Source organism: Rhodococcus sp. 05-339-2 (assembly GCF_002258965.1).
In the GTDB taxonomy this organism is placed as follows: Bacteria; Actinomycetota; Actinomycetes; order Mycobacteriales; family Mycobacteriaceae; genus Rhodococcoides.
The window spans coordinates 421,394-432,889 of the sequence record NZ_NOYW01000016.1 but is presented as its reverse complement, the minus strand read 5'-3'; the positions used below and the strand labels follow the sequence as shown (position 1 = coordinate 432,889).

The window sequence follows — 11,496 nt, the reverse complement described above, 5'->3', positions numbered from 1 at the left end:
GCCGGGCCGGGGGATCTAGAGTTGCCGCAGTTTCTTCTCGAATGCGTCGATGCGTGTGGTGTCCTCGAAGAAGTCTTCTTGCGAGATGATTTTCCCCCAGCTCGTGCGGACCAGGAGCACGGTGCGGTTGTTGTAGATCTGGGTGCCATCGGCTGCGTGGGCTCGGTCGTCGAACCGCACGAGCAGGGTCATTCGCCAGGGTGCGCCGCCACTGTAGATTTCGCTGATCTGTCCTTGTATCCCGGCTGCGACGAAGTCCTGGAAGAATCTTTCGATGGCTGCGCGGCCGCGATGGGTGCCCGACCAGCGGCTGTCTCCGTCGGCGAACTTCAGCACTGCGTCTCGGTGGAACGACGCGAGCAGGGGACGGTAGTCGCCGTTGTTCAGCGCTTCGATGTCTCGCTGCAGCTTGAGTGTCAGCGCTCGCATCAGCAGAAGCTTGAATGCGAAGGCCGTCGAGATGCCGGCCAGAAATCTCAATTGCATGCCCATACGTTTGCCTACCGTTCATCGACGTGTCAATCGAGTCGGCGGTACGTTCTGTCGATGATTCATCATGTGCAGGTCGCGTGTCCGGCGGGCGGCGAGGATCTCGAGCGAGCGTTCTTCTCAGGAGCCTTGGGTTGGGAGGAGGTCCCGAAGCCGCCGTTGTTGGCCGTTCGCGGGGGCTGTTGGTTCCGGGTGCCGGGTGTGGGTGGTCCCGACGGTGAGTTGCATGTCGGCGTCGACGACGACTTTCGTCCGGCAGTGAAGGCGCACCCGGCTTTCGTTGCCGACGTCGAAGCAACCGCTGCGGCGTTGACGTCTGCCGGCTACCCGGTGAATTGGGCCGACCCCGAGGAGATCCAGGGTCGACGACGGTTCCATACCCGCGACGGAGTGGGCAATCGAATCGAATTCGTGGCAGCACAATAGGTCACAGACCCACCGAGATGGCTCCGGTGACAATCGCGAACACGATGTACATCAGCGACGCGGCCAACACCCACAGGAATGCGAAGCGTTGGAAGTCGCCCAGTGACGCGCGGACCAGGCCGAGAAGAACCCACAACGGTGCCGACGCCGGTCCGATCGAGTGAGCCATCTGGCCGATCACGGCGGCACGCGCCATCTCTTCGGGTGGGATGGAGTACTGCGCAGCCGATTCCGCGAGTACCGGCACTATCCCGAAGAAGTAGGCGTCGTTGGCCATGAAGAAGCTCAGCGGTATGCCGATCAGCGCGGCTGCGGCGGGAATCATGCCCTCGGCACCGTCCGGAATCAGCGATATCAGCGCGTCGGCCATGGCGGTTGTCATACCGGTTTCGGTGAGGATGCCGGTGAACACGCCGGCACCGAGGACCAATATGACGACGGGGACGGCGTTGGCAGCGTGCGATCGGATCACCTCGCCCTGATCGGAGGGCTTGGGGTGGTTGACGACGAGCACGATGATGAATCCCAGCATGAACAGCACCAATAGGTCCGCGACTCCCAGCACCAGCAGCACCAGCAAGGTGACCGTCAGTGCTGCGTTCACCCACGTTCGCCAGGTTGCCTTCGTCAGAAGTGTTCCCTCCGAGCCCTCTTCGTGCCCGCCAGCAGACACGTGCGCGGTGACTTCGGCGATGCGCTCAGGGGAGATCTTCTTACGTGCGCTGCGCCCCAACAGGTACGCGAGGCCGACGATCGCCGCGGACATCAGCAGCATCGCCGGCAGCATGTGTACGAAGTACTCGGTGGCATCGATCTGCAGCACGCTGATCGCTCGGGTCGCGGCTCCGCCCCACGGCGTAGTACCGGATATGGTCCCGAGAGCCATGGTCGCGATCGTGGCGATCACCAGGGGGTTGATTCCGAGCTTGCGATAGATGGGGAGAAACGCGGAGCAGATGATCATGTATGACGTGGTGCCGTCGCCGTCGAGTGCGACCAGGAGTGCGAGAACCGCTGTGCCGACGCAGATCTTGACTGGGTCGCCGCCGGACAGTCGGATGATGCCGCGCGAAATGGGGTCGAACAGTTTGGCGTCCATCATGATCCCGAAGTACAGCACCGCGAAGAGCAGCAAAATTGCTGTGGGAGCAACGGTTTCGATGCCTTTCGCGACCATGTCCGGTAGCGCTGCACCCTGTCCACTGATCAACAGAACAACGATGGGGATGGTGACGACGGCAACCAGTGCCGTCGCCCACTTCTTGATCACCACCAGCATGAAGGATGCGAGTGAGACGAATCCGAGCACTGCCAACATGATTCAGCGCTCCGATTCGAGGTGCTCGATTACTGCGAGCGTGAAGCGCTCGGTGGTTGCGGTTCCGTGGAGGTCGGCCGTGCGGGTCTCGGGCATACCCACGGCCGTGTCGATGGCTCGATGAATCGATCTGCCCGCTGCAGTCAGTCTTTCGTCACCGCGCTGCTGTCCGATCCAGTCCAGGAGCATTGCGGCAGAACCGATCAACGACGCGGGATTGGCGATTCCTTGCCCTGCTATGTCGGGTGCCGATCCATGTTGTGCTTGCGCGACGGCGTGCTTGTCACCGACATTCAGTGACGCCGCCAATCCCAAGCTGCCGGAGAGCTCGGTGGCCTCGTCCGAGAGGATGTCCCCGAACATGTTGGTGGTTGCGATCACGTCGAAGGACTCCGGTCGACGTATCAGCAGCGCGGCGACAGCGTCGACCAATAGCTCCTCGTAGGAGACGTCGGGAAAGTCCTGCCGGACGGCTCTGGCCGCCTCGAGGAACAGCCCGTCGCTCAGCCTGAGGACGTTGGCCTTATGCACCACGGTGACTTTCGATCTACGCGTCCGTGCCAGCTCGAACGCTCGGCGCACGATGCGTTCGGAACCGTGACGAGTCACCTTTCGAATGGCCAGTGCGAGGTCCTCTGTGGGCATGAACTCGCCACCACCGGCGAACATCGTCCGATCGGCATAGAAGCCTTCGGTGTTCTCTCTGGCAATCACGAGGTCGAAATTCTTGCCGAGAGGATTCGGAAGAGCCGGGACAGTCCTGGCGGGCCGAATGTTGGCGTACAGGTCCAACTTTCGCCGCAGTATTCCCGACGGGTTGACGCCGCCTTCGGAGGTCGGTGGGTAGTCCAGGTGCGACACCGGGCCCAGAACGACGCCGTCTGCTGCACGCGAGAGATCGACGATGGCGTCGGGCATGGTTGTCCGTGAGGCGGCGAGCGCATCGAAACCGATGGTTCCATCGGTGAACCTAGCGGTGATTCCGTTGTGCGCGAGCGCACTTTCGACCACCGAGGCAGTCGCCGCGCTGATCTCGGGACCGATGCCGTCGCCGGCGAGAACCACCAGTTCGACTGTGTTGTCTGGGGCTGGCGCTGGGTGTCCGGTAGTCACGATGTCTCCAGGTGTTCACGTCCGCACTGTTGCGGACTAGGTCACCGATGTGACCTGTGGCATACCCTGCCGCTTACACAGCGTGAAGACCAGAGATCGTTTCTTACATCTGACTCAAGCAGAATTCATAGCTTCGAAGAGCGTGACGAGCACCGATCTCATGGCATTCGATGCAGGGGACGGCGCCCGCTGCTCGAGGCAGCACAGCAGGATTCGCCGCCTCGAGAGTTCGTCCAAGGCAATCGACTCGACGCCCTCGCGAAGGTAGCGAGTAGTCATCGCGGGTGCCACGGTGAGTCCCAACCCGGCAGCAACCATCGCCTGAGATTCCATGTAGTCGTTGGACTCGATCAGGATCTTCGGCTCGAAACCGGCTTTGAGACAAGCTGTTCGGAACATCGTGGTGATGGAGTGCTGCGACGCGCGAACGATCCACTGTTCGCCTTCGAGCGATTGGAGTGGAACGGGGCCTGTCCGAGACCAACCCGCGGGAACGAGAAGGACCGTGGCGTCCTCGGCGATGACTTCGGTCTCGACGTCGTCGACCACCATCGGCAATTCCGGGTAGTCCCATGCCAAGGACAGATCTACTTCTCGGCCCAGCAGCATCGCGTGCAGGTCGCGCAGCCGCGACGACCGTATGCCCAAATCGATCCCTGGATGCGCAGAGCGGAATGCGCTCATGACGTCCGGCAGAAGAGATGCAGCGAAGGAAGGGAAGACGCCCAGGGTGACGTGGCCGCTGCGGGCGTCGAGCAGATCGTCGAGGTCGGCGCGCAGGGCAGACAGTTGCGTGTCGATCGCCGCCGCTCTCCCCGCAACGAGCCGACCGGCCTCGGTGAGGCGCACTCCGCGTGCGTGTCGCTCGAGGACCGGGGTTCCGACGACGGCCTCGAGTCTCTTGACCTGCTGGGACACAGCTGAGGGGGTGAACATGAGCCGTTCGGCAGCGGCCGTCATCGACCCGCTGCGGTCGATTTCCACGAGCAACTTGAGTAGGGACAGTTCCACATCCATCTGTCGAGACTAAGCGGTGTCTGCGACGATGGAGCGCGTGACGACAGGGGGAGGCAATGTGGACCCGCTAGTGGCGTTCTGGCGTGAAGCGGATGACACCGACCCCGTCCGTATGCGTGTCGAGATGGCGGACTTGCTCTCGGCCGCATCCTATTCGGATGCTCGTACCCTGTTCGAGCGTGCATCGCTGGAAGACTTCTTGGGCGACGGTGCGGCCGCAGTCCCGTTGTATGAAGCCTCCCTGTCGGCTGGTCTCGAGGGCGACCGGGAAAATCAGGCCCGGATCCAATTGGCGAGTTCATTGCGCAATGTCGGGCGACCGCACGATGCATTGCATGTGCTCCGAGAGTTCGAGTTCGCGAACGAATACATCTCCGCACGTGACGCATTCGTGGCGCTGACCCTGTGGGATATCGGGGATGAAGCGCAGGCGCTTCGGAGTGCGCTTCAGGCAGCGAACCCGGCAATCGGGAAATATCGTCGAGCAATCGGGGCCTACGCGGCCGAGTTGTCCACACGACCTGAGGGGAATCCATGACCGACAGCGCATTCGATCCACACGACCTTCTCGAACAGAGCCGAATCGGAGTGTTGGCGACCATCAAGGCCAGCGGACTTCCGCAGCTCTCGCCGGTGACGCCGTTCTACGATCGCGCTGCCGAGACCATCCGAATCTCGGTGACCGATGGACGAGCGAAAACGGCCAACTTGCGTCGAGATCCACGCGCCGCACTGGAAGTGACCAGTCCCGACGGTAGGGCATGGGCGACGGCGGAAGGAACCGTCACCCTCACCGGCCCGGGTACGTCACCGAACAGCCCCGAAGTCGATGCCCTGGTGGACTACTTCCGCGCTGCGGCCGGTGAGCACCCCGATTGGAACGAATACCGAGCAGTCATGGTCGCCGACCGACGAGTTCTGGTGACTATCTCCGTGACCCACGTCTACGGCCAATCGATCGCCTGACACCCCTCCCCGTCCACTCGACGTGACATTGACTGCCCGAAAGGCCACCGAATGTCACATTGACTGCGCGGAATAACGTCGGTCAGGTGATCTGATAGATGTCCAGTTCGATCGAGTTCGGCAGTCGTTTGCCGGATCCGAGAAACAGTCGTTCGTTCATCCATGCGAGGCGGCTTGCGGCGGAGGACAGGCGCGGTTGGCTTCGGAAGTAGACGCGATCGGCGGGCACATCTTCGCCGCGGACAAGTGCGTCGATGTCCTCTTCGGCACCACTTCGTATGCCCATGTTGTGTACGGCGACTCGTTCGCCCGCATCGGTCTCGAGGGCGTATCGGGCGTCCAGTTCTGTGAGTGTGGGGGTGCGGAGAATCTGGTGATCCGCTCCGCCGGGCAGGACTCGGCCGCGCAGTAGGGGGCCCTCGACGGTCCCGCCGAGGATCGGCACGATGCGGCGGTGACCATCGACCACCTCGCCCAAGTCGATCGGTTCGCCCACGGTTACCGACAGATGTGCGACGAAGATCAGCTCGGGGCCCACGTCAGTTCGTTCGGTCGGCGAATCCGTCGGGCAGATCGCTGGGCGCGACCGACACGATCGTTTCGTCGTCGATGCCGACGTGCTCGAACAGAGTGATTCGGGCGAATTCGGGGACCACGTAAATGGGGTAGGTCGGTCCGGCATCACGGTAGGCGCGCATCTCGTCGAGATGATCATTCTGGTACAGAACAGTTTTCGTACCGTCCAGCTCGATCCACTGAGGGAAGAAGATCGTGCCGTGCAGACGCCGCTTGCCGGGAATGACGTTGACGACGACGGATGTTCCGGTGGGCTCGTTCCATGAGATCTTGTAGACGTCGTCATCGAGTTGGACCAGATCGACTTCCTGGTCCTTGACCCATCGACCACCGACCATGCCGGTGTGGATGCGGTAGTCGATCGTCGTAGCGTTCTTGACGTACATCTCGTACTGCCAGCCGTTCGCGTACGTGTAGATGAAGCGGTGCCCGACGATGCCGCTGAGGTCCTGATTCGGGACCGGATTCTGAACCGAGGTCTCTATATCCATAAGGACATTTTGTCACAAAACTATGTTTGCGGCAAAACTACATATGCGATCATCGAACGATGCACTCCTCCGCAATCGAACTCGGGCGACAACTGGGGCCGCTGCGACGCTCGCTGCTCCGCGCGACCCGCGAGGCCGCGGATTTGCCTGACCTCCCCGACTCGCACGTCGAGGTGATGAGGGCGCTGGTCGACAAGCCGTCGATGAGCCCCGGCGTCCTTGCGGCACATCTGAACCTCGCTCGCTCCACCGTGAGCAACCTGATCAAGGCAATGGTCGACGCGGGTCTCGTCGAACGATCGATCTCGTCGAACGACCTCCGGGGAGCGACCCTGACGGCGTCGACCAAGGCCCTCCGCCTACTCGCCGAATACGACGCAGTCAGCTCGCAGGTCCTTTCCGACGCACTCGACGAACTGACCGTGGACAGCCGTCGAGCACTCTCTGCGGCAATCCCTGCTCTGGCCGACATCACGGAAATCCTGGCTCGTCGATCGTCCTGAGCGTTTCGCCCAGTCGACCGCAGTCCACTCGATGTGACATTGACTGCCGAAAAGTCCACTGAATGTCACATCGAGTGTCTACCGGGTACGCCGACGGTGGAGTCAGGCAACAGTGTTCATGTCGCGAACCAATCGAGGAGTGCGCAGCTGACGAACAGTCGACAGCCAATGGCGTACGGGATAGGAAAGCCGGACGACGAAGTAGTTGACGAACTCGATGACTCCGAAGAGCCATACCGCGACGACGGCGAGAGCCGCACCGATCCCGGCGGGAAGCCATACGATGATGCCCACCAACCCGGCAGCGAGCAACGCGACGTCGACGATTCGACACACCCGGTAGGTCCCGCGTAGGAAGACGGGCATCGGGTGGTTTTCGACCCAGGAACGCGCCAGCAGCCAGTAGACCCCCGCTTGTACGAGCACGACGAGCAACGGAACAAGGGCGGACCACAACGCGAGACGGTCCTGTCGGTCGTCGAGCCGCGGTATCGCCATGGTGAGGGCAAGCGTCAGGAAGACTACGGCTGCGACCAGCTCGCCGATCCCCAGCGACAGATATCGCCGACGCAACCCCTCTCCTCGGCCGGCCAACATGTCGTCAGACTACCGAGCACGGCGGCCGAGACCGATCGGCCGTGCGCTGGGCTCCCTCCAGCAGTCCACTCGATGTGACATTGACCCCCGAAAAGGCCACTGAACGTCACATTGAGTGGTCAACGGGGGGCAGCGCCGGGAGGGGAGGAGATGAGGACGGCTATGGATTTCGTTGGATGGGGAGCCACAGTTCTCCCGCTCCCGAGGACCAGTCGGGGGAGGCTTCGGTGACGGTCAGGATTTCCGGTCCCGGGATTGTTTCGTAGGGGTTGGAGGGGAACCATTCGCTGAAGGCGTCGGCCCAGAGTTGTTGGAGTGCGGGGGCGAGTGCGGTGTTGCTGCTCGTCTCGAATACCGCCCAGGTCGATGCGGGCACGGCGAGGGTGTCCCAGTCGGTTGTTCCGGCCGACGTGCTTGCAACTGCGAAGTAGTAGTCGAAGAGACTGCCGTCCTCGCGTTCGGGTTCGAAGCCGTCGCTGACGAAGAGGATGTCGGGGAGTTCGGGCAGGTCGGCAAGTTCGCGTAAATCGTCGCCGGTTCCGGGGGCCAGGTTTCGGTGGAATTCGGTCATGGCGGTGTTCTCGCCGTGAAATCGGAGTGGGATTCGGGTGGTCTTGCCGACGATGTGGAATGCGGGCAGGTCGGTGATGCGGTATCGCATGGTGCTTCGTCCTTCGATGGTCAGGTGAAATGTCACTGCTTGTCTGGAACGAAGGATGGCTCCGGGGCGGCGTGCTCGAGATGGTGTGATGCCGTGTAGGTCTCGGAAGGCGCGGGTGAACGCGTCCGCGGTGTATCCGTATTTGGTCGCGACGTCGAGTACACCCTGTCCGTCGAGAATGTCGGCTGCTGCCAGCGTCATTCGGCGTTGTCGGATGTAGTGCGACAGTGGTAGTCCAGCCAGCGCCGAGAACACGCGTCGAAAGTGATACTCCGATGTGCGGGTGATCCGAGCGAGTTCGGTCGGATCGATCTCGCGGTCGAGGTTCTTCTCGATGTAGTCGAGTGCTGCGTTCCATCGTTCGAGCATGTGCCGGTGACCTTCCTTCGTTCTGCCCGAAACGATAGGAGCACTGGACCGATGGAGTCTCGACTTTCCGTGCCGCGAAAGGTCGGATTCAGATCGTGCGCAGGTGCCGCTGCTTTCGATGAGAGCGTAAACGGCCGAGTTCGTCCAGCGCAGAACGAGATTGCGCATCGACAGGCCGGTAGACGATCAAACGTAGATCAGGGTCGCCGAGTGGAGTGAGGACATCGAACGTCACGGTCACCGGTCCGACGAGCGGATGTCGCATCGGTTTGTCACCGCGGCTGCGCACCGACACTTCACGGGACTGCCAGTAGCGGGCGAATTCTGCGCTGCCTCGTTCGAGTTCGTCGATCGAGGCGGCGAGCTCCTGGTCGTGAGAGTGGTTCACCCATGCGGCACGCAGGTCTGCCACCGCGCCTCGGACGACGTCGTCGCGTGCCTCGTAGAATCCGTCGAATCGGCTGTCCAGGAAACACATTCGTAGAACATTGCGCTCCGACACCGGGCGTTCGTCGATGTCGAGGAGGAGTGCGGCCATGGTGTCGTTCGCGGCGAGGATGTCGAGTCGGTGGTTGAGTACCATCGCCGGCAGCGGACCGATGTCGTCGATCAACGCTCGGATGCCGTCGGGCACCTGCTGGACGGCGGGTCGGTCGGGTGCGCGATGGCCGGCGAGCGTGAACAGGTAGCCCGTCTGATCAGCAGACAACTTCAGCGCATTCGACAGTGACTGCACCACTTGGGCGGACGGCCTGACATCACGTGCCTGTTCGAGACGAACGAGGTAATCCACGCTCACACCGGCCAACGCAGCGACCTCTTCACGCCGCAGACCGGGCGTACGTGATGCCCCTATCCGAGGTGGTAGACCGACGTCCGACGGGATCAGCGCCTCGCGCCTGGCGCGCAGAAATGCCGCCAGTTCGTCTCGACCCAGCTGCCCGCTCACCCGATCCACGGTAGGGCACTCGGGCGCGATCGGCCTGGTATCGCTCTTCCCAGGATGATCTGGTCCTTTCCGTTCCCCCTCGGTGCCAGGACGGTGAGTGGGACCGGACACGAAGGAGACATGACCGATGACACGTTTGGACGACTACCGACTGCTGGGCCGCTCCGGTCTGCGAGTTTCACCGCTGTCGCTGGGAACCATGACATTCGGCGATGCGTGGGGTTGGGGTGCGGACGAGGAAAACTCGAGGAGAATCTTCGACGCCTACCTCGACGCCGGCGGAAACATGGTCGACACCGCCAACATCTATACCGACGGACAGTCGGAGCGGTACCTGGGTACATTTCTCCGGGGCCGCCGCGATTCGGTCGTCGTCGCGACGAAATACGCGGCGACGCGTGATCCGTCGGATCCGAACGCAGGTGGGGGCGGTAGAAAGAGTCTCCGCGGGTCCGTCGAAGCAAGCCTGAGGAATCTCGGTACCGACTACATCGACCTGCTGTATGTGCACGCGTGGGACCGTATGACGCCGAGTGACGAGATCATCGCTTCGCTCGGTGAGCTGGTCCGTTCGGGAAAGGTTCTGTACATAGGAATTTCGGACACACCGGCATGGGAAGTCGCGCGAATGCAGACCACCGCGGAGTTGCGCGGGTGGCCGCCGTTCGCGGCACTTCAGGTGGAGTACAGCTTGATCGAGAGAACAACCGAGCGGGAATTGTTGCCGATGGCAGCGAGTTTGGGCCTCGGTGTGATTCCTTGGGCTCCCCTCGGCGGTGGCGTGTTGACGGGCAAATACTCTGCCGCAGACCTTGCGACGGCGGGCTCGGACAGCCCAGTGGGAACCCGTCGCGATCACGCCAAGGCGAACGGAACGCTGACCACGCGGGGGCTCGCAGTCGCGGACGCCGTCGTCGGTGTCGCACGCGAACTCGGGGCGTCCGCGGCTCAGGTGGCGCTGGCATGGACGCTCAGGCATCCGTCGGTCGTCAGCTCGCTGATCGGCGCGCGTACTCCGGAACAGTTGCAGGAGAACATCTCTGCGTTCGATGTCACCCTCGACGACTCCCACCTCGATGCACTGCACGCAGCCAGCGTTATCGACCTGGGGTTTCCGCACGAATTCCTGATGCGACCGATGGTGCGCGGCGTCACCACCGGCCGCACCTCGGTTCGGCCCCGTCCCATCAGGACCTGGTGAACCGGAGAATCCTTACGTCGGAGGACATCGAAAGATCATGGGATCACCGTCGTCGACGAGTGTGAACCCGGCACGCTCGAGCACCCGACGTGAGGCACTGTTGGCCGGATACACCTGCGCCGCCATCGGGAGACCATCCGTGTGATCCCGCGCGAGGTCGATCAGTTCGCCGGCGTAGCCACGACCCCAATGAGTCGGATGCAACCAGTACCCGACTTCGATGTGGTCCGATCGTCGAGTCAGGCTGAGCAAGCCGACGGGGTGTCGATCCTCGGCGGTGCCGATGAACCACCTCGGCACGTCCGGCGTTCGGGTGTCCTCGGCGTTCAGGGCACGTGAGAATCGACCATCGAAATAGTCTCTACTCCAGGGTTTTCCATCACCGACCCATCGGACGACCTCCGGGTCCGACGCCATCGAGAAGAGAAAATCGGCGTCGGACGGGACAGCAGCGCGCAGCTTCAGTCGAGTCACAACTCGTGGACCTGCGAAGTCATCTCCCCGCCCACATCCCCGGTGTTGACGGTGCCCGCCCTCTCGAACAGCAATGCCGACACCTCCTCGACGGCCTTGGGACAGTGCTCGACGCCTGCCGGGACGACGAAGACATCACCAGGTCCGAGAACGACGTCCCGGTCGCGCAGCTGGATGATCAGTTCCCCACTGTGGACGAAGAACATCTCGTCGGTGTCCGGGTGTGTGTGCCAGACGAATTCGCCGAGCAGCTTGACGACCTTCACGTCGTAGTCGTCGACGCTGACGAGTCGGTGAGGCTGCCAGGGCTTGTCGATCTTGTTCAGTGCGTCGTCGACATTGCGCT

16 protein-coding genes are annotated in these 11,496 nt (G+C 62.3%); 5 read left to right on the top strand and 11 right to left on the bottom strand.

Annotated features, from left to right (window positions below):
• Positions 1-15 precede the first annotated feature (15 nt).
• Entirely contained in the window at positions 16-486 is a 471-nt protein-coding gene (locus CH273_RS15740; protein ID WP_082074044.1) for a nuclear transport factor 2 family protein, read from the bottom strand.
• 60 nt (positions 487-546) lie between these two features.
• On the opposite strand from CH273_RS15740, the gene CH273_RS15735 reads away from it, so the two are divergent.
• Entirely contained in the window at positions 547-915 is a 369-nt protein-coding gene (locus tag CH273_RS15735; protein ID WP_032397026.1) for a VOC family protein, read from the top strand.
• 1 nt (position 916) lies between these two features.
• On the opposite strand, the gene CH273_RS15730 is transcribed toward CH273_RS15735, so the two are convergent.
• The 3 genes from CH273_RS15730 to CH273_RS15720 all read right to left on the bottom strand — a co-directional run bounded on the left by CH273_RS15730 (position 917) and on the right by CH273_RS15720 (position 4,363).
• On the bottom strand, positions 917-2,233 hold the full coding sequence (locus CH273_RS15730) for a CitMHS family transporter (protein ID WP_032397027.1): 1,317 nt from the start codon (positions 2,231-2,233) through the stop codon (positions 917-919).
• Positions 2,234-2,236: 3 nt separating this feature from the next.
• The gene (locus tag CH273_RS15725) at positions 2,237-3,298 is read right to left on the bottom strand and encodes an isocitrate/isopropylmalate dehydrogenase family protein (RefSeq protein WP_230596961.1); all 1,062 of its coding nucleotides are present in this window, start codon (positions 3,296-3,298) and stop codon (positions 2,237-2,239) included.
• Between the two features lie 162 nt (positions 3,299-3,460).
• Positions 3,461-4,363, bottom strand: a complete 903-nt coding sequence (locus tag CH273_RS15720) for a LysR family transcriptional regulator (RefSeq protein WP_032397028.1) — start codon at positions 4,361-4,363, stop codon at positions 3,461-3,463.
• 28 nt (positions 4,364-4,391) lie between these two features.
• Between CH273_RS15720 and CH273_RS15715 the strand changes: the two genes are divergently transcribed.
• Positions 4,392-4,901: a tetratricopeptide repeat protein gene (locus CH273_RS15715; RefSeq protein WP_082322598.1), complete on the top strand. Its 510-nt coding sequence runs from the start codon at positions 4,392-4,394 to the stop codon at positions 4,899-4,901.
• Positions 4,898-5,329 (top strand): PPOX class F420-dependent oxidoreductase, encoded by a 432-nt coding sequence (locus CH273_RS15710; RefSeq protein ID WP_032397030.1) that lies wholly within the window; start codon positions 4,898-4,900, stop codon positions 5,327-5,329. Before CH273_RS15715 ends, CH273_RS15710 begins: the two co-directional genes overlap by 4 nt.
• 82 nt (positions 5,330-5,411) lie before the next feature.
• Here the strand turns inward: CH273_RS15710 and CH273_RS15705 are convergent, their stop codons facing one another.
• Both CH273_RS15705 and CH273_RS15700 read right to left on the bottom strand, forming a co-directional pair.
• The gene (locus CH273_RS15705; RefSeq protein ID WP_032397031.1) at positions 5,412-5,867 is read right to left on the bottom strand and encodes a DUF3237 domain-containing protein; all 456 of its coding nucleotides are present in this window, start codon (positions 5,865-5,867) and stop codon (positions 5,412-5,414) included.
• 1 nt (position 5,868) lies between these two features.
• Positions 5,869-6,396: a phenolic acid decarboxylase gene (locus tag CH273_RS15700; protein WP_032397032.1), complete on the bottom strand. Its 528-nt coding sequence runs from the start codon at positions 6,394-6,396 to the stop codon at positions 5,869-5,871.
• Between the two features lie 59 nt (positions 6,397-6,455).
• Between CH273_RS15700 and CH273_RS15695 the strand changes: the two genes are divergently transcribed.
• Positions 6,456-6,899, top strand: a complete 444-nt coding sequence (locus CH273_RS15695; protein WP_032397033.1) for a MarR family winged helix-turn-helix transcriptional regulator — start codon at positions 6,456-6,458, stop codon at positions 6,897-6,899.
• Between the two features lie 102 nt (positions 6,900-7,001).
• Here the strand turns inward: CH273_RS15695 and CH273_RS15690 are convergent, their stop codons facing one another.
• The 3 genes from CH273_RS15690 to CH273_RS15680 form a co-directional block, all read right to left on the bottom strand.
• Positions 7,002-7,496: a hypothetical protein gene (locus CH273_RS15690; RefSeq protein WP_032397034.1), complete on the bottom strand. Its 495-nt coding sequence runs from the start codon at positions 7,494-7,496 to the stop codon at positions 7,002-7,004.
• A gap of 160 nt (positions 7,497-7,656) precedes the next feature.
• Positions 7,657-8,526 carry an AraC family transcriptional regulator gene (locus tag CH273_RS15685; RefSeq protein WP_032397035.1) on the bottom strand — a complete coding sequence of 290 codons (870 nt, stop codon included), beginning with the start codon at positions 8,524-8,526 and terminating at the stop codon, positions 7,657-7,659.
• A gap of 88 nt (positions 8,527-8,614) precedes the next feature.
• Positions 8,615-9,475, bottom strand: coding sequence for a helix-turn-helix transcriptional regulator (locus tag CH273_RS15680; protein ID WP_032397358.1), 861 nt, complete (start codon positions 9,473-9,475; stop codon positions 8,615-8,617).
• A 127-nt stretch (positions 9,476-9,602) separates the two neighbouring features.
• Between CH273_RS15680 and CH273_RS15675 the strand changes: the two genes are divergently transcribed.
• Positions 9,603-10,676: an aldo/keto reductase gene (locus CH273_RS15675; RefSeq protein WP_032397036.1), complete on the top strand. Its 1,074-nt coding sequence runs from the start codon at positions 9,603-9,605 to the stop codon at positions 10,674-10,676.
• Positions 10,677-10,688: 12 nt separating this feature from the next.
• Here the strand turns inward: CH273_RS15675 and CH273_RS15670 are convergent, their stop codons facing one another.
• Complete coding sequence (locus tag CH273_RS15670; RefSeq protein WP_032397037.1) at positions 10,689-11,150, bottom strand: GNAT family N-acetyltransferase; 462 nt, start codon at positions 11,148-11,150, stop codon at positions 10,689-10,691.
• On the bottom strand, positions 11,147-11,476 hold the full coding sequence (locus tag CH273_RS15665; RefSeq protein ID WP_218829194.1) for a cupin domain-containing protein: 330 nt from the start codon (positions 11,474-11,476) through the stop codon (positions 11,147-11,149). Before CH273_RS15665 ends, CH273_RS15670 begins: the two co-directional genes overlap by 4 nt.
• Positions 11,477-11,496 lie beyond the last annotated feature (20 nt).